Consider the following 21,227-nt stretch of genomic DNA (forward strand, 5'->3'; position numbering starts at 1 on the left):
TCCCTTTTTACGGATTTTGAAGGGTATACCACCTTCCGTCCAACTGCTGATCATGAAACGCAACTGAAACTAATGCTTGATCAGGTCATTGCATGGTCTGCTGCTTTAAAATCACTTCGGGAAGATAAGCTTGAGCAGGCTGTGTAGATGCTTACCTGGATTCAGTAGTTGACAAATAAAGATTAAGAGCCTGAGCGAGATCATGTGGAGCAGTTCTTTGAGGATCTAATTCTGTTCTAAGCCGGAGACTACAATTTCAAACCTGACAAAGCTGAGGACAGTACGATATCAGATTCCTGACCTAGTTTATTTGAACCGAAGAGATTAGTGGATACGCGTGACTATATCAGGTTTGAATGATAGAAGCATATTGTAGCGTTTAGTTGCATCTTTATTAAACAGCGGTTGGTATATGCAAAGGCTGTGTGTCCGGTGGGTGTTGCGTAAAAGCTAACATTGTTCAGGACTTATATTTAGCTAAAACACAGACAGACCTTCAACTGATCTACAATAGCATTTATTCTATAACTTTTTGATAAGCTTCCAAGCAAATCATGCTTTCCTTATTGAATCGTGCAGTTGTACAACACAATCATGTAAACAGCCATTCCAAAAGCACGGGGTTTGTAAGACATTTGTATGGTAAGCTTTTATAAAATTATTTCTAACCCAATTAAATTAAACATTTACAGCATGAATACTACAGCTACGTTGACCACCACCAAATGGACCATTGATCCTGCTCATAGTGAAATCCAGTTTAAGGTAAAACACCTTATGATTACGACAGTTACAGGCAATTTTAAGGATTATGCCCTGGATGTTATTACCGAAGGAGAAGACTTCACAAAGACAACACAGATTGTTTTTACTGCCGATGTTAATTCAATTAATACCCAAAATGAACAAAGGGACAATCACCTGAAATCGGATGACTTTTTTGATGCTATCAACCATGGTCAAATAAAGTTTATAGGTAAAAGATTAGAGACAGCAGGTTCTGATTATCAACTGCAGGGTGATTTAACCATCCGCGGCATCACCAAACCCATTACCCTGAAGGTAACATATCGCGGTGTTGCAGTAGATCCATGGGGACAAACAAAGGCCGGATTCAGCATTAAAGGAAAAATAAGCCGTAAAGAGTTTGGTTTAACCTGGGGAGTTGTAACCGAAGCTGGTCAGGTTGTGGTAGGCGATGAGGTTAAGATCAATTGTGAAGTACAGCTAATCAAACAAGGATAATTGCTGTGGAATATCAACCCCTGAAATACATTTACCTACCCACGCATATGCCGGAAGCGCATACCCTGTTGTTGTTACATGCAGCAGGAGGCGATGAATGCAGTCTTTTACCACTTGCCAATGAATTTGGGCAGCGCCTGAATGTGCTAAGTGTGAGGGGTAATGTATTAGAGGGTGATATGTATCGGTTCTACCGGAGCATGGGCATGGGAATGTTCGATGAAAAGGACTTAGAATTCAGGACCCATGAGCTTGTTTACTTTTTGAAGAACCTCTCTAACAAGGAAGCTTTCGATGTAGAGAAAATTATAGCTTTAGGGTATTCTAATGGCGCTAATATCGCAGGGGGAATTCTCATGCTTTACCCTGACTTTCTGTCCGGAGCCATACTACTTAGACCAATGCAGACCATGCTGGAAAAATTAGATTTCAAATCAAGCCGTCAGCAACCTGTATTCTTCAGCTCCGGAGAAGAAGATTCTACAGTTGATTCTCAGGCGACTGATCGATATGGTCAGCTACTCACGGTCAATGGCTTCCTGGTGAGCAGGTTAAATTTACAGGTGGGGTATCAGTTAACCGGACATGATATCAAACTGGCGGTAAAATGGTATCAGTCAAGATTTGATCGCGTGTTCAAGATATAGCTACAACGGGCAGTGTTATTTCTTTGGGCTTATTGCAAAAAACATATTGCTGTTACACAAAATCTACAACTACAGTTCAAGCAAAAGGAATTATAACAGGCTAAACTATACATTTGATTCTACCTTCCGGTGCTTGCTTAACAAATGCTATCTCATAGATAAACTAATATGTGCATTCATTTGATGTGCCTGCTTCGGATGAATTTGGGTAGAAAGTGCAATCAATCTTCAATATGAATTGTGCTTGGTGAAAGCAGTATTCGGTGCTTAGTAGTCCCTGGGATTCTCTTTGAGTCATATTAGTAGGGATGAATGCCAGAATATTTAGGGGACTATGCATAGGATTTTCAAAAGTTAGTAGCCTTTGTAGCCTTTTTTTCAAGTAAATGTGCATGCATACCTTCAGGCAATTTATCTATTGCTGGTCTACAGCCTTTGATTGATAGGTAGGATAGGCTTTGCTTTTTGTACAGCCCAGCGGGCTTAAGATCAAAGACCAACTGACCTTGTTTTGCCAGGAGCTGACTTTCCAAATTTTATTTGTACAACAGATGGAAAACTTATTACGAAAAAAAATCATCTCACACGAGAGTAGTGCAATCAATCAGGCAGTAGAAAGAGCGCAGGCACAGGGAACATATCCTTACTTCAGATCCATTGAATGTGTGCTGGATACAGAGGTGATCATAGGGGGAAAAAGAATGTTAATGTTCGGATCTAATGCTTACCTGGGCCTTACAAATCACCCCAGGGTTAAAGAAGCAGCGGCCAGGGCGATTGAAGTGTACGGCACGGGCTGTGCCGGATCCAGGTTTCTGAACGGAACCCTGGATATTCACCAGGAACTGGAGCACAGATTGGCACAATTCATAGGCAAAGAGGCTGCTCTTGTTTTTAGTACAGGTTTTCAGGTAAATCTGGGAGTCATTTCCTGTCTCACAGGACGTAATGATTACATCCTGCTGGATGAATATGATCATGCCTCTATTATCGACGGCAGCAGGCTTTCTTTTTCAAAAGTGCTGAAGTACAAGCACAATGATATGCACGACCTGGAGAAAAAGCTTCGGAGGCTGCCTTCGGATGCTGTTAAGCTACTTGTTGTGGATGGCGTGTTCAGCATGGAGGGCGATATTGTAAAGCTACCTGAACTGACAGCTTTGGCAGTGCGCTATGGTGCTAATATAATGGTAGACGATGCACATGGGTTAGGGGTCATAGGAGAGGGAGGGGCTGGTACTGCCTCCCATTTTGGTCTCACAGATCAGGTAGACCTAATCATGGGTACCTTCAGTAAGTCGCTGGCCTCACTTGGTGGCTTTATTGCAGGCGATCAGGTTTTGATTGATTACATCAAGCACCATGCCCGTTCTATAATATTCAGTGCGAGTATGACGCCTGCTTCGGTGGCAAGTGCCCTGGCAGCACTGGACGTGATAGAGTCAGAACCAGAGCGAATGGAGCAGTTGTGGGCGAATACCCGATACGCTACAAGCTTATTAAGTGAAGCAGGTTTTGAGCTGGGACCTACACAAACGCCAATCATCCCCATCTATGTCCGCGATAATGACCAGACCTTTCAAGTAACTAAGCTGCTGCAGGATTGGGGCATATTTGTGAATCCGGTAGTTGCACCGGCTGTTCCTGCAAACGCTACACTGTTACGCCTATCCATCATGGCCACGCATACCTTCAGCCAGATCGAGGAAGCGGTGAGCAAGCTATCTACTGCCTTTGACTTTATAGGAATCAATACCAAAAAAGCAGCGTATGATGCAAGTATTACAAGTTAGTACAAAGCAAATGCTGAAGGCCTTTATTGACTTTCCGCATACGCTGTACAAAGATGATCCTAATTATGTGCCGGAGCTTTTTACGGCACAAAATGACCTGCTTACACCTGGAAAGCATCCCTTTCACGAGCATGCAGAAATCAAACTGTTTCTGGCTCATCAGCAAGGAGCTGTTATAGGAAGAATTGCTGCTATTCTAAACCACAATCATAATACTTTCAATAATAGCCAGGATGGCTTCTTCGGCTTTTTCGACTGTGTGGATAACGGAGAGGCCGCAGATATGCTGTTCCAGCAGGTGCACCAATGGTTAAGCCTAAAAGGAGCAAAAACCATTGTTGGGCCTGTAAACTTCTCAACCAACGAAACCTGTGGCTTGCTGGTTGAAGGCTTCAACAGTTCTCCAGTAGCCATGATGCCTTATAACTATGCGTACTATGCTAAGCTGCTGGAAAACAGGGGATTCCTAAAGAAGATTGATCTGTTGGCTTACCAGTTCTCGGCCCAGAGTTTCAATGATAAGCCTCTCCGACTGTCGCAACTGCTACGGAATCGCCTTGAGCAGAAAGGTATAACGATCAGACCGATTAACCTGAAGAAGTACGCAGAAGAGGTTGCCAGCTTGCGCGAGATCTATAATGCTGCCTGGGATAAAAATATGGGTTTTGTACCTATGACACCAAATGAATTTGAATATCAGGCCAGGGAGCTTAAGCTGATTCTCGATCCTGATTTCTGTTTGATCGCTGAACACAGGGGAAAGGTGATCGGCTTCTCACTCGCCATTCCTGATATCAACCAGATTCTGAAAAAAATCAAGGGAGGACGCTTGTGGCCTACGGGCATCTTTAAGCTGCTTTTTCAAAGAAGGAGAATCAATGCAGTACGCATCGTTGCCTTAGGCGTGCTGGAAGGGTATCGAAAAATGGGCATTGAGGCTTGTTTTTATGGAGCTGCCATGCAAAAATATCGCGAGAAGAAAATGCAGATGGCAGAAGCATCCTGGGTGCTGGAGAACAATGTACTGATGAACCAGGGATTGCTGAATATGGCGGCCAGACCTTATAAAAGGTACCGCATATACCAAAAAGAATTATGAAAGAGCGAGTGCTGATAACCGGGGCGAACGGATTTATAGGCAGTCATCTGGTAGAGGCAGCACTGCAGGCAGGCTTTGAGGTTTTTGCCGGAATACGTCCGGGTTGCGACATGGGGCATTTGGGTGCATATACGCTGCAGTATACCTTTCTGAACTATTTTGATGTTGCCGATTTGCAGGAAGAACTGGAGGAAAAACAGTACCACTACATCATACATGCCGCGGGTACCACTAAGTCACGGAGTGAAGCAGCCTATAGCAGGATAAATGCAGAGTACACCAAAAACCTGGGAATAGCTGCTGTTTCTGCGAAAATTCCCCTGAAGAAATTTGTGTTTATCAGCAGCCTGGCTGCACTGGGTCCAACATTAACTCCCCATGGGGCTCCAATCGATGAACAAAGCGTAGCAAAACCTTTAACAGCGTATGGCAGAAGCAAGCTGCTTGCAGAAAAATACCTGTCAAAATTAGAAAATCTCCCCTTAGTGGTATTAAGACCCACTGCTGTGTACGGACCAGGGGAGAAGGATATATTCATCCTTTTAAAGACTTTAAACTGTGGACTTGATCTGCATATTGGTAAGGGAGCGCAGCGGCTAAGCTTTGTGTATGTGAAAGACCTGGCAAGGGTGGTCATCCATGCTTTAGGGTCTAAAGGACAACAGGAAATTTATAACGTCTCAGATGGCAACTGCTACGACCGCTATGCCCTTGCAGACTATGTTCTCCGCATTCTTGACAAAAGAGCCATTCGCTTACACCTGCCAGTAGGGTTGGTGAGGATAATTGCAAAGGTTATGGAAAAAGTTTATCGACAGGGCAGCAGCTTGCCTGCCCTTAATGAAGAAAAGCTGTGTGAACTCACGGCGATGAACTGGTGCTGCAGTATTGATCACATCCGTAAGTCACTTGGTTTCAATCCTAGCTATAATCTGGAAAAGGGTCTTGTGCATACCCTTCGCTGGTACAAAGAAAACAACTGGTTATAAGGTATAACAATCAAATAAAATTATGGAACATCAGGTAAAAAGTGCTAGTGGGCGCTTAGGAATCTTGCTCCCGGGCATGGGAGCAGTAGCCACCACGTTCATTGCAGGGGTTGAGGCTATAAAAAGAGGCATCTCACAGCCCATTGGGTCCCTCACACAAATGGGGAACATTCGAATTGGGAAACGAACAGAAAATCTTAATCCGCTAATCAAGGATTTTGTGCCTCTGGCAAATCTGAATGACATTGTGTTTGGTGGCTGGGATTTGTATGACGATAACGTTTTTAAATCGGCAGTAAATGCCGAAGTGCTTGAGCCTGGCCTGCTATATGCCATAAGATCTGAACTGGAGGCCATCAAGCCTATGAAAGCAGTTTTCGATAAGGCTTATGTCAAAAATCTGAAAGGTACACATGTAAAAGAGGCTGCCAGTAAATATGATCTGGCCCTGGCGCTGATGGACGACATGCGCACTTTCCAGGAGGAGCGGGGATGCGACCGTTTAGTAGTGGTGTGGTGCGGTTCTACAGAGGTGTACACCGAAACAAGTGAGGTACATGCCACGCTTGCAAATTTTGAGCATGGCCTGCTGAACAATGATCCACGCATTGCTCCCAGTATGATATACGCCTATGCTGCCCTGCGGCTGGGGGTACCGTTTGCCAATGGAGCACCTAACCTTACGGTTGATATTCCGGCCCTTGTGGAGCTGGCAAAGAAAAATGGAGTGGCCATATCCGGCAAAGACTTTAAAACCGGCCAGACACTTATGAAAACAATTCTGGCACCAGGTCTTCAAGCCAGAGCACTGGGAATTAGGGGGTGGTTCTCTTCTAACATCCTGGGCAACCGCGACGGTCTGGTACTGGATGATCCGGATAACTTCAAAACCAAAGAAGTTTCAAAACTAGGCGTGCTGGAAGACATTCTGCGCCCGGAAAATAACCCTGAGCTGTACGGGAACATTTACCACAAAGTACGCATCAACTACTATCCTCCTCACGGCGATAACAAAGAGAGCTGGGACAACATAGACATCTACGGCTGGCTTGGCTACCAGATGCAGATCAAGATCAACTTCCTCTGTCGTGACTCTATCCTGGCAGCTCCCATTGTTCTAGACCTGGCACTCTTTACAGACCTGGCGCAACGGGCAGGGATGACTGGCATCCAGGAGTGGCTCTCATTCTACTATAAGTCCCCCCAAACAGCAGAAGGCCTGCGGCCGGAGCACGATATCTTCAAACAGCTCATCAAGCTACAGAACACTCTGCGCCATATGATGGGTGAGGACCTGATCACTCATCTGGGACTGGACTATTATCAGGAACTGGTAGAAGGGCTTTAGGCAAAGTACCATGATCAGGGTACATAAACTAATATCCACCAGTCTTGGTATAGGCTACATAGGTAAAGGAGGAGGTACCGTTGCTGCGGCTGCTACCTGCCTGTGCTGGTACCTTGCCAGTGAGGCTGGTGGAGAAAGGTTTGAGTTTTGGTCACCCTTCCTGGTGGTGGTGCTGTCAGGAGTGGGCGTTTGGTCTGCCAGCGCAGTGGAACCTCATTGGGGTAAGGACAACAATAAGGTAGTGATTGATGAGGTGTCGGGTATGTGCATTGGCCTGTTATTTATACCCCATTGCCTTACCTATACAATGCTGGCACTACTCGTTTTCAGGTATTTTGATATCATCAAGCCCCTCTACATCAAAGATCTCGAGTACCTGAAAGGGGGCTGGGGAGTGATGTTGGACGACATCGCCGCAGGCATCTATACGAATGTCGTACTGCACCTGATGATGCTCTTCTCTGAGCTATGATGGTAACCTTACTGAAAGCGCAGACAGCCTCTTTGGTAGCCTCAGGTGTTGATTTCCTGCTAACGCTGTTGTTGGTGGAACTAATTGGAGGATGGTACCTGCTGGGAGCTGCAGCAGGTACCTTTTTAGGTGGCTTTACACATTTTACAATGAGCAGAAGCTGGGTTTATGGTGCAAGGAAGAACAGGGCAACTCCGCAGCTCTTAAGGTACCTGCTGATCTGGAACGGCAGCATGATGCTGAATATCACAGGTGTGTTTATCCTAACGGATATGCTTGGGTTTCAATACCTCATTTCCAAAGTATCTACCTCCTTACTTGTCGGTTTTTTTTACAACTACCTATTTCATAAAAAGTATGTATTCAGGTGAGCCTACACCCATCTTAAGGATCAACGCATTTGTTGGCACCCTACTGATGATTGTCTTTGGATTTTTTCCAGGTAAGGGAGAGGCACAGGAGCTAACACCTGCCAAAACAATTATCAGAGGGGTTGTTACAGATGCCGTTACGCACGAGCCTTTAACCGGAGTGCTGGTAATTTTTCCTGGTACCAGCAACGGTACAACAACAGATGCAGAAGGTGAATTTGCCCTGGAGACAAAGGAGGCTTACGCTGCAATACAAATCAGATTCCTGGGCTACAAAACCATTGACATTCCTGTACAAGCAGGGCAAGTGCAGGAACTAAAGTTAAAAATGCAGGCAGTAAACGAGCAGCTGGAGGAAGTGGTAATTGTGGCTTCTAAACGAAGAGAAAGATACCGGAATCAAAACAACCCAGCCGTAGACCTTATCCGGCTGGTGGTAGCCAATAAAGCAAAAAACCGGGCGGAACAGTATGATTTTGTGCAATACGAGCAGTACGAGAAGATGCAGCTGTCCCTGGTGAACACTCCGGAAAAAATCAGGAAAAACTTCTTTTTGCGACGGTATGATTTTTTGGCCACCAGCCTGGACACTACTGTTGTGAGGGGTAAAGCAGCGATTCCGTTTTACTTAAACGAAGTCATCAGTATGCATTACCTACGGAAATCTCCTAAAAGCCGGAAAAAAGTTATCAGGGCAGAAAAGAGGGTAGACTTTGGAACCTTCGTAAACAACCAGGGGATGCTGGCCTACATGAAGCACGTTTACCAGGATATCGACATCTATGATAATAACATTACCATCGTCACAAACCAGTTCTTAAGCCCGATTGCAGATCTGGCGCCCACTTTCTACAGGTTTTACTTAACTGATACGATAAATACTGCAGATGGCAGGAGATTAACGGAACTCTCTTTCGAACCCCGTAATCCCGCTGCCTTTATGTTCACCGGCAGAATATACATCAGCCAGGATGGCAATTATGCGGTGCAAAAGGCAGAACTGTATGTAGGGAAAACGGTGGCTGTTAACTGGATCCGAAATCTAAAGATCGCTCTTGATTTTGAACAAAGTGGAAATGGCAGATACCATCTGATTAAAAGTGATCTTCGCACCGATTTTGCCATAAGCCAGGGAAGTGATGGTGGCTTCTGGGGAAGAAGAGTAGTTTCTTATAGGAACTTTACTATCAACCAGCCACATCCAGAAAGCTGGTATCAGGAAGAGGAAGTGCAGGCACATGAAAATACTGAGGAAAAAGATAGCAGCTTCTGGAAGTTAAGCCGTCATGATACCTTATCTGTGGCAGAGGCAAATACCTATACAAACATTGAAAAGTTAGCAGGTCAGGCGTCTTTCCGAAGAACCATGGACTGGGCCACAGCCTTACTGGCAGGTTATAAAAGCGCTGGCCCAAATATTGAAATAGGCCCTTTGAATACCTTTTACAGTTTTAACCCGGTAGAAGGCTTTCGCCTAAGGCTGGGAGGACGTACTACTCCTGAATTCAGTAACAAGCTAGGTTTGGAAACCTACATAGCCCATGGTTTTAGGGATAGAAAATGGAAATACTATCTGGGCGGCACCTATTCTTTCAGCGATCGATCCATATATGAGTTTCCAATCGTGGCCATAAAAGCCAGTTATCAAAAGGATACCAAAATTCCAGGGCAGGAATTACAGTTTGTACAGGAGGATAATTTTCTGCTCTCCTTTAAAAGGGGTGAAAATGATAAATGGCTTTACAACGAGATCTATACACTGGATTACCTGCATGAGTTTAGGAATCATTTCTCCTATAAGATTGGCCTCAAACACTGGCGGCAGACACCGGCCGGATCCTTGCAGTACAAGAGTGCTGCAACTGCCGCAGAAGAAGGCCCGCCTCTGCCTGAGGTGCAAGAACTGACCACAACAGAGGTAGTGCTCGAGCTTCGCTGGGCACCTCATGAGGAATTCTTGCAGGGTAAAATATACAGAACGCCTATCCGTAACCGCTATCCAGTTTTCATCCTTCGTGCTAGCTCGGGTATAGATGGCTTTTTGTACGGCAAGCATGGATACCAGAATTTAGGTCTGAATATCTTCAAGCGCTTCTACTTATCTCAGTTGGGATATGCTGATGTGGTGGGTGAAGCTGGTTACACTTTCGGACAGGTATCTTTTCCCCTGTTAACCATTCACAGGGCAAATCAGACTTATGCCTACCAGTTGCAGTCATACAACCTGATGAATTTTCTGGAGTTTATCAGCGACCAGTATGCCAGTATCCACATAGACTACACCTTCAACGGCTTTCTGTTTAACAAGATTCCAATCATCAAAAAGCTAAAGCTACGGGAATATATAACCTTCAAAGCCCTGTGGGGAAGCCTGCGCCAGGAAAGCCTGCCGCAGAATAATCCCGAACTACTCCGGTTTCCCGTTGATGACAGCGGAATAGCCCTTACCCACACCCTCGGCAGGGAGCCTTATATAGAGGCAAGTGTGGGCATAGGCAATATTTTCAGGGTCTTTAGAATAGATGTGGTGAAGCGATTCACTTACCTGGAAAATCCCAATGTACCAGACATTGGTATAAGAGGCCGATTCAAACTGGATTTTTAATTTATATAAAGGAGGATATATGTTTCATTACGTTTTAAGAAACACACTACAGCAGCTTATTTACAAAGTAATCAATCCCTTTGTGCTTGTTCTGATCAGGATAGGTGTTACACCCAATGCTGTTACCACCGTTGGCTTAATTCTGAACATTGGTGTAGCCGCCATTTTTATCGTAGGCGGAGAAACCAGCAACAGGGGAGAGCTGGAATATGTAGGTTGGGCAGGTGCGCTGGTCCTTTTTGCCGGCATCTTTGATATGCTTGATGGCCAGGTGGCACGCCTTGGTAAAGGAGCTTCTACCTATGGTGCTTTGTTTGACTCTGTGCTTGACAGGTACAGTGAACTGATTATGTTCATGGGCATTTGTTATTACCTGATTGCCCACCATTACCTGCTTAGTTCGCTGTTTGCTTTTGTTGCTTTGATTGGTTCCATGATGGTTAGCTACACCCGGGCACGTGCAGAAGGATTAGGCATTGAAACCAAGGGAGGTTTGATGCAGCGCCCTGAAAGGGTGGTACTGATTGGTATATCTGCAATCAGCTGTGGGGTGGTTGCCTCTGTCATAGGAGGGGACTATAAGCTCTTTCTACCAGGCCTGCCTTACCACGTCTTTGAAACCATGACGGTGTTCACTTTTCCGATATCCATCATGGCAGTGCTCACCAATGTTACAGCCTATAACAGGCTGGTGGGTGCCAGAAAAGTTTTGGCAAGAAAAGAAGCTAAGGTGTAATAAGCAGGAGCAGCTGTGAGAACTTTACTGATTTTAGGATTAGTGGTGCAGAGTATTGGCGCACTGTCGGGCTTCATTAAAGGAGCTACGGAAAACGTTGAGCTAAGTGCACAGGATAGTTTCCCGGTGCCTGTGGGAAATCCAGACATGTTGTTTTACCTGCAGCGGGATCCCAATATAAATACCATTGTTTATGAATTAAACCTGGACCAGGAGGGAAACCTGATTGAGAAGGAGCCTATCCATGTGTTTTGGATCCGGTATGCAGAGGGTGGCGAAAGGGAGGAACTCAATTATATGCAGCGAAAGCTGGCTTATGGTGTAAAGTCCAGGAGGCTTGATAAAGAAAACTTTGCTATAAGGTTTAACAGCTATTCAAAGCTAGACCTTTCTCTTGAAAAGTCCGGGAATGGCAGCTACCATGTTTACACCCTCATTAACCAGAAAAAGGCAGTATTAGAACGCATTTTTGTGGGCATAGAGGGAGGTGGATTTCTGGTTCCTAACATTACTTATGTAGAATTAAGTGGTCGGGAAATAGCAACTGGAAAAAAGCTCGTTAGCCGTTTTAAGCCCTGAATATTTGATTAATTCTTATTGATCAGATTATTTTTTTCAATCATGTATACAGATCGTGATACTACAATAATGATGGAGCTGCTCCTTGGGGGGAGTGCATTTCTATTGGTTTTATGTGGAGTTCTTCTCTCTTATATAGATCCGGTTTGGTTTAAAGAGGTGTATGTGCGGGAAGATGGTATAATTGAAACCCTGACTGTATTAGTGTTGCTGGGCATTAGCCTGCTCATGTTTGGAAGGCTTTTTCGCCTGCGGAATGAAAAAGGGAAGGGATTTCTGCTGGTGTTGTTCCTGCTGGGTGCTTTTGGCTTGTTCGGGGCAGGAGAAGAGGTTAGCTGGGGACAGCGTTTATGGGAGATTGAAAGCACAGATTTTTTCCTGCAGCATAATGCCCAGGGAGAAACAAACCTCCACAACCTCGTGGTAAAGGGTGAAAAGCTCAACAAAATCATCTTCTCACAGCTCCTGTTTATTGGCATCACTATTTATTTGCTTGTACTGCCGCTGGTATACAGAAGAGTGGAAGGGTTTGAAAAAGTTATTGATGACGTGCTGGGCATTCCCATTGCGAGGAAATACCAGGTAGGGGCATTTGGGGCCATGTTGTTGCTCACAAACATGGTAACTGTAGGGAAGGGGAGCGAACTGCTGGAGTTTGGAAGTTGCATGGTCTTTTTGCTGATCTTCCTGTATCCGGCAAATAAAAAGGTATATGCTTTTACAGCTAAAACTAAGGTGGCTGATAAGCCTGAAAAGAAAGAGGTGTTCATAGCTCAATCCTATGCGGTAAAAAGTATCAGGTAGCAGGGTGAATCTGGCACCAGGCTTTTGCTGTCAGGGTGTCCTTAATTTTTAGTCCTAGAAAAATATCAAATACATTCATGAAAAAGCATTATGTATCAACCTCTCAAGCATCAGTAAGGATGTTCAGGAGCAGTTGGATGGAGGCATTGTCTAAAGTTCATTTTACAGTACCGCTCATCTTATATGTACCCGTGGTGCTGTTCCTGCTCTGGAATGCACTATTTATAGTTGGTATCAGTATAGGGGCTTGTTTAGCGTTTTTTGGGCTGGGGCTATTTTTATGGACCCTGGTAGAATATGTGATGCATCGGTGGGTGTTTCATTATGAACCTTCATCCGGGTGGGGACGGCGCCTGCATTACATCTTTCATGGCGTACATCATGCTTATCCCAATGATGAAAAAAGGCTGGTACTACCGCCATCTACCAGCATTCCACTGGCTGCTTTGCTGTATTGCTTTTTTTCTGTGCTGTTATCCGGAGCAGGTTTATATGTTTTTTTTGCTGCTTTCCTGTTGGGGTACTTGTTTTATGACATTTCCCACTATGCCCTTCACCACTTCAGTTTTAAGAACCCCTTTTGGAGGAAGTTAAAACACCACCACATGCTCCACCATTATTCCGATGCCACAAAGGGATACGGGGTGAGCTCAGCCTTCTGGGATAAAGTGTTTGGTTCTGATTTTCACAAAGAATAGCATGCGTGCCCTTACCACACCTTCGGAAGAGATAAAACCTCTTACAACGAAACAACTATTTATGCTGCTTGGACTATCAGTGGCTTACCTGGCAGCGAGTTATTTACTGCTGGGTTTCCAGCAGTACCCCCTGTTGCTGGTGGCGCTTGTAAATGGGATGTATTTTATGAGCTCCGTTACCAGAAGAATGGTAACAGGCTTTTCGGTCTTTATTGTTTATGGCGTACTCTATGACTACATGAAAGCCTTTCCAAATTATTGGTTTAATACTGTCCACATTGCAGATCTGTATACAGCAGAGAAAGCAATTTTTGGAATTTCTATAGGAGGTAACATACTTACCCCTAATGAATTCTGGGCTCTTCATAGTCATCTGTCACTGGATATTGCCAGTGCCTTTTTTTATCTGTGCTGGGTGCCTGTTCCGCTGGCGTTTGCGCTTTATCTTTTTTTTAAAAGCAGCAGGCAGTTTGTCTACTTCGCGCTTACCTTCCTATTGGTAAACCTGCTGGGTTTTGTGGTGTACTACCTTTTTCCGGCAGCCCCGCCCTGGTATGTGCAGGAGGTTGGTTTTGCTTTTGATTCCGGGACAGCAGGTAACCCGGCAGGCTTGGGCAAATTCGATGCTTTTTTCGGAATAGCCGTATTCAGTTCACTTTATGCAAAAGGTTCTAACGTATTTGCCGCTATGCCATCTTTACATGCTGCTTACCCGCTCATTGTGTACTACTATGCTTTGAAGAACAGGGTAGGGATGATGGAATGGGTGTTTGCGCTCATAATGTTAGGCATTTGGTTTGCAGCTATTTATACCTCCCACCACTATGTGCTGGATGTATTGGCTGGTATACTTTGTACTCTTTTCGGTATCAAACTATTTAACCGAATGATCACTGGCAACAACATATTAAGCAGGAAAGTGGAAACCTTTATATCTATCATCAATAAAGGGTAGCGGGAGGTTTTATGTTTGAAAAGCCTCACATCTACTGTGCATAACTTGCATTTTTTACCCATCAATAGCAAACCATGAAAAAGCACCTGTTCCTACCATTTATGATATCTCTGCTCTTTGTGTCATGCGAAGATATTGAGATTGATTTCTTTCAATACAGCCCGAAACAGGCTAAGCTAAAGGAACATGAAAAAAACCTGACGGCCAGGAATCTGGAAAAAATTCTGCAGCAATCAGCAGAAGATACCATCAGACTTATACTGATGGGAGATACCCAGCGCTTTTACGATGAAGCAGATGATTTTGTAAAGGCCGCTAACAGTATAGAAGAGATAGATTTTGTTGTGCATCTTGGTGATATATCTGATTTCGGGATGGCCCAGGAGTTTAGGTGGATGCATGATATCATGAAGAATTTGAAGGTACCATACCTGACGGTAATTGGTAACCATGACATGCTGGCTTCGGGTAGAACTGCGTATCAGCAGATGTACGGAGCTTTTAATTATGCCTTCGTGTATGGCGAGACAAAATTTATTTTCCTGGATACCAACGGGCGGGAGTATGGCTTCAATGGAAAAGTACCTGATATTGATTGGCTGCAGAGCCAGTTAGTGCCTGCTGGTGAATGGAAGCAGGCTGTGGTTATCTCACATGTAAAGCCCTTTTCCGGTGACTTTGATGATAACTTGTCACTGCCCTATCACCAGGCTCTGGTTAACAGCAAAATGGTTGACTTAAGCCTGCACGGTCATGATCATGACTGGGGTACCACCTATGGGCCAGACAGCCTGATTACCTACCAGGTAACCACTACTATGAAGAAGAGAGCATTTTCATATTTAAAGATTTGGAACAGGGGATACCGCATTGAAAGAAGGTTCTATTAGCATGAGGATAGCATTTTACTATATCGGGACTATTTCAATGATGCTGTTACCAAACTTGGTTTTTAGTCAGCAATCACAACACGCTGCCTATCATCTGAAGGGTCAGTTTGCAGGAGATATAGGTTTTTTATCAGCCGGAATAGGGAGAAGTTTCTTTGAAGAGAGACTAGAAACAGATATTTTCTTTGGCTACTTACCGGAAAGCATAGGAGGGGTGCAGGTTGTCACAACAGCAATCAAAGCCAGTTATGTGCCTTTTTCCCCGGTTAAGACAGCCGTAATGGAGTGGCAGGCGCTAAAAACAGGCTGGCAGTTAAGCTACACCTTTGGGAAAGACTATTTTGCAAAGGAACCCCGGGACCGGTACCCCAAAAGCTACTATGGATTTTCTACCGCTTTGCACCTTTACTTTTTTCTGGGAGGGCAGGTGGATTTTGGAAGGGTGCATAAGACGAAAAGATTTGGATTTTATTACGAAGCAGGCGCCACTGGTGAATACATCATCTCCTATGTTTCGAACCCTGATTACCTGAGTCTCAATAAAATATTTAACCTGGCCTTAGGCATCAGGTATGCCTTATGATTTTCTTAATCTAGCATAAGTTCTTTTCTTAAACTACTTCATGAATTATCCTTTAGACTGCCGCTAGCTTTGTGATATCAAAAAGGAAGAGGAATATGCCGGTTTCAAAACATAGCCAAATGATCAGGAGCTGTGGCAGATACAGGTTTATCCAACTGCCTTATTGAAGCGAAAAATGTTGAGCAGTAATTATTTTAACCTTTTAATTGAACATTCTAATGAAAAAGAACATGAAAAGCCTTTCTCTTGCCCTGTTAATAAGCTTGTTTGCGGTGGCATTTACGGTGGTGAAAGATACTACGTATACCGTTAATCAGCAGCAAAGCAAACTCACCTGGATTGGCCGAAAAGTTGGCGGTGAGCACACGGGCACCATTCAATTATCAAATGGAAAAATTAACTGGAACGGAAAAAGCCTGACCGGAGGCACATTTGAAGTTGATATGTCCTCCATTACCAATACAGATGTTACTGACAAAGAGTATAATCAGAAGCTGGTAAGCCACCTAAAGTCCGATGACTTCTTCTCTACCGATAAGTATCCTAAAGCCAGGTTTGTGATTACCAAGGTTACCCCTCTGGCCAACAGCCAATCGCAGATCAAAGGCAAGCTTACCATCAAGGGGATCACCAAAGAAGTAGAGTTTCCTGCTACAATTCAGGCTAGCGGCAGCCAACTGACTGCCCGAGCAAAAGTTGTCGTGGACCGTACGCTGTATAACATTCGATATGGGTCTGGTAGTTTTTTCGATAACCTCGGAGACAAAGCTATCAACAATGAATTTGAGCTGAATGTAGTGTTAGTAGCCAACAAGGCAGAGGTTATTAACTAGCTATAAAACATCTGTTCATTAGCCTCCTTCCGGTACCAGAGCTTCTGATGCCGGAAGGCTAATGGATGCTTTATGCGTTATCCGCTCGCCTCTGGATGAGGGAACAAAACATGTTTTCAGACACATCAAAAAGTTATGAACCTTAAAAGAGAATATACGATAGAGTTCAGGGGGGAGCTGCCAGTAAAGGTACTGGAAGGGCAGTCGATACTAAAGGCTTCCCTGGCTGCCGGTATTCAGCACTATCATGTATGTGGAGGACGGGGCAAATGTTCTACCTGCCGTGTACTGGTCTATGAAGGGGAGGAATACCTTACCAGCCCTACAAGAAGGGAGCTGGCCCTGGGACAAAGAATGAAGTTTTCATCCAAAGTACGCCTGGCCTGCCAGACACGCGTGTTGGGTGAACCCGTACTCATGCACCGCATCATGCGGGATGATGCAGACTGCACGCTTTATCTGGGAGAAAGTATCGGGGATGATACAGATAAAATAGGCGAAGAACGTGAACTGGCGCTCTTTTTTTTGGACATCAGGAATTTTACTCCTTTTATGACATCTCATCTTCCTTTTGATGTGATGCATATTCTGCGGCGCATGTTTAAGATCTTCAAAATTGCCATAGAAGAAAATAACGGAGGCAAGATCCTGGAGACAGGTGGAGATAGCCTTTATGCTGTTTTTGGTATTGATAGAGATCTTAAAACAGCAATAGCGGATGCTGTAGCGGCCGGTCTTGAAATTCTGAATGACGTAGAAGTTTTCAATGAAAGATACCTGACTGCATTTTTTAATTATCGCATTGATGTGGGGATTGGCCTGCATGCAGGTAAGGTGATTTTCGGAAACAGAGGGCTGGGGCTCAGCAGCAACCTGGCTGCTATGGGGCCACCCGTGAATGTTGCAGCCCGCCTGCAGAATGCCACCAAGCAGTTAAATAACAGTTTTGTTGTTTCGGATCAGGTGTTTGAACTGCTGGACAGCAAACCAACAGAGGCACCAGCTGCAACGGTTCAGCTAAAAGGAATTTCAAAGGAGCAAAAGGTAAGGCTGCTTGGTAAGCCTTATCAATGGCTAAATCTGGAACATAAAAAAGAAAGCTAAAGTCATGATACCTTCTTTATGTCTGTTCATACCTTATACATGGTATTCTACTAATTGATTACCTCTAGTCAAGTATTCCTTGCGTCACTTTTGTGGTGAAATGATATGATTCACGCTCCGACCATACACTCCGACTTGTTGAATGATGTAGCATCCTATATCAGATTCTACATGCAGTCTAAGACCAAAGCCGCACTTTTTTATCACAACCTGGAGCATACCGAAGGGGTAGTGAAAGCTGCTGATATGATTGCCCGTCATTATGCCTTAGGCGATAATGATTATTTCATTCTCATCACTGCCGCCTGGTTCCATGATGTAGGTTATTTTGATGATGTTATCGATTTGCATGAGGAGAGTGGCGCCCGTAAGGCCGCTGCTTTTTTGGAAGTAAAAGGAGTGGCCCCCAAAACGGTAGAAGCCATAAAACAATGTATCCTGGCTACTGCTTTTGGCTACCAGCCGCTAAATCTGCTGGAACAAATTATCAAAGACGCAGATCTGTTTCATTTTGGCACTGATGATTTCATGTACCGAAACAGGATGCTTCGCAAGGAACGTGAGGCATTACTGCATCAAAAGATTAATAAAAAGCAGTTCCGAAAGGAAACCATTGCCCTTCTGGAATACCATCAGTTTTATACAAATTATTGTCAAGCTATATTAGGGAGTAAGAAAGAACAGAACATCCGGGAGTTGAAGCATGAAGTAGCAGCAAAAGGCTCCGATCCCCAAGAGGCTCTTGGGGATCAACAGCCCCCGGCAAAAAACACCAGCAGGAAGCACAAAAGCGAGCGACCTGAAAAAGGGATTGAAACCATGTTCAGGATCACCTCTAACAACAGCCAGCGATTAAGTGACCAGGCAGATACCAAAGCCAACATTCTCATTACGGTAAACACAATTATTGTCTCTGTTTTATTGAGCACGGTGGTCAGAAACATTGAACAGTATACAAATCTGACTATTCCTACAATTATGTTGCTTAGCGCTAACCTAATCACGATCGTTTTTTCCATACTGGCTACAAAGCCACACATCCCCAAAGGAACTTTTACACAGCAGGAAGTAATGGAAAAGCGGGTAAATCTTTTGTTTTTTGGCAACTTTTACCAGATGCCTTTCAAGGAATATGCAGATGGTATGCTGCAAATGATGGAAGACAGGGATTTTTTGTACCTGGGGCTAATCAGGGACGTCTATAACCAGGGAGTTGTTTTAGGAAAAAAATACCGCATGCTCAAAATTGCATATTCGGTGTTTATGGTCGGCTTTATTTTATCTGTTATCACTTTTTTTATTGCTTCCAAATATTATGCTGCCTAAAGAAATAACAATAGCACCGGTAAACCATCAAAGGTACTTTGATAGAGACATCAGCTGGCTTTCCTTCAATGAACGTGTGCTGATGGAGGCTGAAAGAGAAAGCCTTCCTCTCATGGAGCGAATGAACTTCCTGTCTATTTACTCCTCTAACCTGGATGAGTTTTATCGGGTGCGTATGCCTGTGCTGAACGCTTTACATAAGCTTCACAAGAAAAAGTTTCTGGATAAAGATCTTGCAGAAAAGCATGCAGATGTGGCTGCACTATCAAGCGATATGATCGCGCAGCAGCTAAATCGTTTTGGACTGGTATTGCAGCGACTAATTCCGGAACTGGAAGCCCACGACGTGTATTTCCTGTATGGCAAGAACTTGCCTCAGGAAATTATGCCGCAGATCACCCACTATTTTTTTACTCAGGTACTAGCTTTTTTAAAGCCTGTTCTTATTCAAATAAACAGCCTGCACTTTTTTCCGGAAAATAATCAGCTCTATTTAGCAGTTACAGGCCGACATCATGGCCCAGAGGAAGCGTTATTGGTGGTTAATATTCCTACCGAAGAACTACCCAGGTTCTATGAGACTGCAGTAGGAAAAAAGCAGTATGTTGTTTTTCTGGATGACATCATCAAGGCTCATCTGCACATCCTTACTAATATGCAGGTGGAAGGCTGTTACAGCTTTAAAGTAACACGTGATGCTGATCTTGCCCTTGGAGATATTTATGAGCAGGACCTGGCTGCTGCTATTGAAGCCCAGGTGGCTAAAAGAGACCTGGGCCTTGCGACCAGGTTTTTATATGAACCAGGCTTGCCGGAAGGAGCGATTGAACGGCTGCTGGAAAAATTTGGTATGGAAAAAGCTGTGGTAGTAGAAGGGGGTGCCTATCATAATTTGAGAGACCTCAACCTGTTTTCTGTTAAACTTCCGGACCTCTACTACACTAAATGGCCACAGATTCAAAAAACTGCTGCTACTGATGGTTTGCTGCTAGAACAGGTGGCTAAGCAGGACATTATGCTGCATACGCCATACCACTCCTATGATATGGTGCTTCGTTTTTTTAATGAAGCAGCCATTGCTGCTGATGTAACACATATATACATCACGATGTACCGGGTGGCGAGTAGTTCCAGAATTGTCAATGCATTAATATCTGCAGCACATAATGGAAAAAAGGTAACCGTGGTAGTTGAGCTCAAAGCCAGATTTGATGAAGCCAATAACCTTAAATGGGCAAAAAGACTCAAAGAGGCGGGGGTGCAGGTGCTGTACACTCATACGGCGCTTAAGGTGCATGCAAAAATAGCACTGGTAAAGAGAAAAAATGCTGCCGGATCCACTTACCTGGGTCTTTTGGCTACAGGAAATCTCAATGAAGTTACTGCACGCTTTTACACCGATCATGTACTACTAACAGGACAACAGGAGCTGCTGAAGGAAGTAAAAAAGCTATTCTCCCTGATGAAAAATATGGGTGAGACCATGCAGCAGAATAAACTAAAGTGCAGGCATTTACTTGTCGCCCAGGTCAACCTGCATGAAAGGCTACTTGAACTCATAGACAGAGAAATTGTCAATGCCGGGCAGGGGTTACCGGCGCGTGTCATTATCAAGCTAAATAACCTGGAAGAAAGAGTACTGATTGAAAAGTTGTATGAAGCATCTGCGGCAGGAGTGCAAATACAACTGATTATCCGCGGCATTTGCTGTCTGATTCCTGGTGTGGTTGGTATGAGTGAGCATATTTCAGTACGCAGGATTGTAGACCGTTACCTGGAGCACGGACGTGTTTATATATTCCACAACAATGGAATGGACGATCTGTTCCTGGGATCCGCTGACTGGATGAACCGCAACATCTACAAGCGTATAGAGGTGTGCTTCCCGGTGTATGATAAGCACCTCAAAACAGAACTCATTGAGATGATTGCACTACAGCTAAAAGATAATACACAGGCTGTTATGATCAATGAATCACTGGAAAATGTACTGGTAACACAAAAGGGACCAAAAATCCAATCTCAATCTGCAATATACAGTATGCTGCAAAAAGCATGAAATTGGGATTAGGTTCAAGGCTTTTTCTGTAATAGCGAACTAGTGACTGGAATTCCGTCAGTTGCTAAAGCATAAGTTTATTTCAAGGACT

Annotated in this window: 20 protein-coding genes; all 20 read left to right on the top strand. The window is 44.2% G+C overall.

Annotated elements, in window-relative coordinates; translation table 11 throughout:
- Positions 1 to 693 precede the first annotated feature (693 nt).
- The 20 genes from KWJ01_RS02050 (at position 694) to ppk1 (ending at position 21,136) form a co-directional block, all read left to right on the top strand.
- Positions 694 to 1,245 carry a YceI family protein gene (locus KWJ01_RS02050; protein WP_224994606.1) on the top strand — a complete coding sequence of 184 codons (552 nt, stop codon included), beginning with the start codon at positions 694 to 696 and terminating at the stop codon, positions 1,243 to 1,245.
- A gap of 5 nt (positions 1,246 to 1,250) precedes the next feature.
- Complete coding sequence (locus tag KWJ01_RS02055; protein WP_224994607.1) at positions 1,251 to 1,892, top strand: alpha/beta hydrolase; 642 nt, start codon at positions 1,251 to 1,253, stop codon at positions 1,890 to 1,892.
- 551 nt (positions 1,893 to 2,443) lie between these two features.
- A complete protein-coding gene (locus KWJ01_RS02060; RefSeq protein ID WP_224994608.1) occupies positions 2,444 to 3,685 on the top strand; it encodes a pyridoxal phosphate-dependent aminotransferase family protein in 1,242 nt (413 codons plus the stop codon).
- The gene (locus KWJ01_RS02065; protein ID WP_224994609.1) at positions 3,663 to 4,784 is read left to right on the top strand and encodes a hypothetical protein; all 1,122 of its coding nucleotides are present in this window, start codon (positions 3,663 to 3,665) and stop codon (positions 4,782 to 4,784) included. Before KWJ01_RS02060 ends, KWJ01_RS02065 begins: the two co-directional genes overlap by 23 nt.
- Positions 4,781 to 5,773, top strand: coding sequence for an NAD(P)-dependent oxidoreductase (locus tag KWJ01_RS02070; RefSeq protein ID WP_224994610.1), 993 nt, complete (start codon positions 4,781 to 4,783; stop codon positions 5,771 to 5,773). Before KWJ01_RS02065 ends, KWJ01_RS02070 begins: the two co-directional genes overlap by 4 nt.
- A gap of 22 nt (positions 5,774 to 5,795) precedes the next feature.
- Complete coding sequence (locus KWJ01_RS02075; RefSeq protein ID WP_224994611.1) at positions 5,796 to 7,121, top strand: inositol-3-phosphate synthase; 1,326 nt, start codon at positions 5,796 to 5,798, stop codon at positions 7,119 to 7,121.
- 10 nt (positions 7,122 to 7,131) lie between these two features.
- The gene (locus tag KWJ01_RS02080; protein ID WP_224994612.1) at positions 7,132 to 7,593 is read left to right on the top strand and encodes a phosphatidylglycerophosphatase A; all 462 of its coding nucleotides are present in this window, start codon (positions 7,132 to 7,134) and stop codon (positions 7,591 to 7,593) included.
- Positions 7,590 to 7,964, top strand: coding sequence for a GtrA family protein (locus KWJ01_RS02085; protein WP_224994613.1), 375 nt, complete (start codon positions 7,590 to 7,592; stop codon positions 7,962 to 7,964). The genes KWJ01_RS02080 and KWJ01_RS02085 overlap by 4 nt, the downstream gene beginning before the upstream one ends.
- Positions 7,951 to 10,569 carry a DUF5686 and carboxypeptidase-like regulatory domain-containing protein gene (locus tag KWJ01_RS02090; protein WP_224994614.1) on the top strand — a complete coding sequence of 873 codons (2,619 nt, stop codon included), beginning with the start codon at positions 7,951 to 7,953 and terminating at the stop codon, positions 10,567 to 10,569. The genes KWJ01_RS02085 and KWJ01_RS02090 overlap by 14 nt, the downstream gene beginning before the upstream one ends.
- Before the next feature lie 19 nt (positions 10,570 to 10,588).
- Positions 10,589 to 11,305 (top strand): CDP-alcohol phosphatidyltransferase family protein, encoded by a 717-nt coding sequence (locus KWJ01_RS02095; RefSeq protein WP_224994615.1) that lies wholly within the window; start codon positions 10,589 to 10,591, stop codon positions 11,303 to 11,305.
- 15 nt (positions 11,306 to 11,320) lie between these two features.
- A complete protein-coding gene (locus KWJ01_RS02100) occupies positions 11,321 to 11,884 on the top strand; it encodes a DUF4833 domain-containing protein (protein WP_224994616.1) in 564 nt (187 codons plus the stop codon).
- A 42-nt stretch (positions 11,885 to 11,926) separates the two neighbouring features.
- Positions 11,927 to 12,688 carry a hypothetical protein gene (locus KWJ01_RS02105; RefSeq protein WP_224994617.1) on the top strand — a complete coding sequence of 254 codons (762 nt, stop codon included), beginning with the start codon at positions 11,927 to 11,929 and terminating at the stop codon, positions 12,686 to 12,688.
- A gap of 77 nt (positions 12,689 to 12,765) precedes the next feature.
- Positions 12,766 to 13,386: a sterol desaturase family protein gene (locus KWJ01_RS02110; RefSeq protein ID WP_224994623.1), complete on the top strand. Its 621-nt coding sequence runs from the start codon at positions 12,766 to 12,768 to the stop codon at positions 13,384 to 13,386.
- A 1-nt stretch (position 13,387) separates the two neighbouring features.
- Positions 13,388 to 14,341: a phosphatase PAP2 family protein gene (locus KWJ01_RS02115; RefSeq protein ID WP_224994624.1), complete on the top strand. Its 954-nt coding sequence runs from the start codon at positions 13,388 to 13,390 to the stop codon at positions 14,339 to 14,341.
- Positions 14,342 to 14,415: 74 nt separating this feature from the next.
- Entirely contained in the window at positions 14,416 to 15,231 is an 816-nt protein-coding gene (locus tag KWJ01_RS02120) for a metallophosphoesterase (RefSeq protein ID WP_224994626.1), read from the top strand.
- Between the two features lies 1 nt (position 15,232).
- Positions 15,233 to 15,814 (top strand): hypothetical protein, encoded by a 582-nt coding sequence (locus KWJ01_RS02125; RefSeq protein WP_224994627.1) that lies wholly within the window; start codon positions 15,233 to 15,235, stop codon positions 15,812 to 15,814.
- A 230-nt stretch (positions 15,815 to 16,044) separates the two neighbouring features.
- Positions 16,045 to 16,647 carry a YceI family protein gene (locus KWJ01_RS02130; RefSeq protein WP_224994630.1) on the top strand — a complete coding sequence of 201 codons (603 nt, stop codon included), beginning with the start codon at positions 16,045 to 16,047 and terminating at the stop codon, positions 16,645 to 16,647.
- Between the two features lie 135 nt (positions 16,648 to 16,782).
- Positions 16,783 to 17,751: an adenylate/guanylate cyclase domain-containing protein gene (locus KWJ01_RS02135; protein WP_224994631.1), complete on the top strand. Its 969-nt coding sequence runs from the start codon at positions 16,783 to 16,785 to the stop codon at positions 17,749 to 17,751.
- Positions 17,752 to 17,922: 171 nt separating this feature from the next.
- A complete protein-coding gene (locus KWJ01_RS02140; protein WP_224994633.1) occupies positions 17,923 to 19,077 on the top strand; it encodes a Pycsar system effector family protein in 1,155 nt (384 codons plus the stop codon).
- The gene (gene ppk1 / locus KWJ01_RS02145; RefSeq protein ID WP_224994634.1) at positions 19,067 to 21,136 is read left to right on the top strand and encodes a polyphosphate kinase 1; all 2,070 of its coding nucleotides are present in this window, start codon (positions 19,067 to 19,069) and stop codon (positions 21,134 to 21,136) included. Before KWJ01_RS02140 ends, ppk1 begins: the two co-directional genes overlap by 11 nt.
- The last annotated feature ends 91 nt before the right edge of the window (positions 21,137 to 21,227 follow it).

Source organism: Cesiribacter sp. SM1 (assembly GCF_020178975.1).
Classification (GTDB): domain Bacteria; phylum Bacteroidota; class Bacteroidia; order Cytophagales; family Cyclobacteriaceae; genus Cesiribacter.

What these genes read in the sequence shown, in the direction of transcription:
- KWJ01_RS02080 (WP_224994612.1), top strand. Translation starts at nt 7,132, where the DNA reads ATGATCAGGGTACATAAACTAATATCCACCAGTCTTGGTATAGGCTAC.
- KWJ01_RS02070 (WP_224994610.1), top strand. Translation starts at nt 4,781, where the DNA reads ATGAAAGAGCGAGTGCTGATAACCGGGGCGAACGGATTTATAGGCAGT.
- KWJ01_RS02120 (WP_224994626.1), top strand. Translation starts at nt 14,416, where the DNA reads ATGAAAAAGCACCTGTTCCTACCATTTATGATATCTCTGCTCTTTGTG.
- KWJ01_RS02110 (WP_224994623.1), top strand. Translation starts at nt 12,766, where the DNA reads ATGAAAAAGCATTATGTATCAACCTCTCAAGCATCAGTAAGGATGTTC.
- KWJ01_RS02060 (WP_224994608.1), top strand. Translation starts at nt 2,444, where the DNA reads ATGGAAAACTTATTACGAAAAAAAATCATCTCACACGAGAGTAGTGCA.
- KWJ01_RS02090 (WP_224994614.1), top strand. Translation starts at nt 7,951, where the DNA reads ATGTATTCAGGTGAGCCTACACCCATCTTAAGGATCAACGCATTTGTT.
- KWJ01_RS02105 (WP_224994617.1), top strand. Translation starts at nt 11,927, where the DNA reads ATGTATACAGATCGTGATACTACAATAATGATGGAGCTGCTCCTTGGG.
- KWJ01_RS02130 (WP_224994630.1), top strand. Translation starts at nt 16,045, where the DNA reads ATGAAAAGCCTTTCTCTTGCCCTGTTAATAAGCTTGTTTGCGGTGGCA.
- KWJ01_RS02140 (WP_224994633.1), top strand. Translation starts at nt 17,923, where the DNA reads ATGCAGTCTAAGACCAAAGCCGCACTTTTTTATCACAACCTGGAGCAT.
- KWJ01_RS02050 (WP_224994606.1), top strand. Translation starts at nt 694, where the DNA reads ATGAATACTACAGCTACGTTGACCACCACCAAATGGACCATTGATCCT.
- ppk1 (WP_224994634.1), top strand. Translation starts at nt 19,067, where the DNA reads ATGCTGCCTAAAGAAATAACAATAGCACCGGTAAACCATCAAAGGTAC.
- KWJ01_RS02125 (WP_224994627.1), top strand. Translation starts at nt 15,233, where the DNA reads ATGAGGATAGCATTTTACTATATCGGGACTATTTCAATGATGCTGTTA.
- KWJ01_RS02135 (WP_224994631.1), top strand. Translation starts at nt 16,783, where the DNA reads ATGAACCTTAAAAGAGAATATACGATAGAGTTCAGGGGGGAGCTGCCA.
- KWJ01_RS02085 (WP_224994613.1), top strand. Translation starts at nt 7,590, where the DNA reads ATGATGGTAACCTTACTGAAAGCGCAGACAGCCTCTTTGGTAGCCTCA.
- KWJ01_RS02065 (WP_224994609.1), top strand. Translation starts at nt 3,663, where the DNA reads ATGATGCAAGTATTACAAGTTAGTACAAAGCAAATGCTGAAGGCCTTT.
- KWJ01_RS02095 (WP_224994615.1), top strand. Translation starts at nt 10,589, where the DNA reads ATGTTTCATTACGTTTTAAGAAACACACTACAGCAGCTTATTTACAAA.
- KWJ01_RS02075 (WP_224994611.1), top strand. Translation starts at nt 5,796, where the DNA reads ATGGAACATCAGGTAAAAAGTGCTAGTGGGCGCTTAGGAATCTTGCTC.
- KWJ01_RS02115 (WP_224994624.1), top strand. Translation starts at nt 13,388, where the DNA reads ATGCGTGCCCTTACCACACCTTCGGAAGAGATAAAACCTCTTACAACG.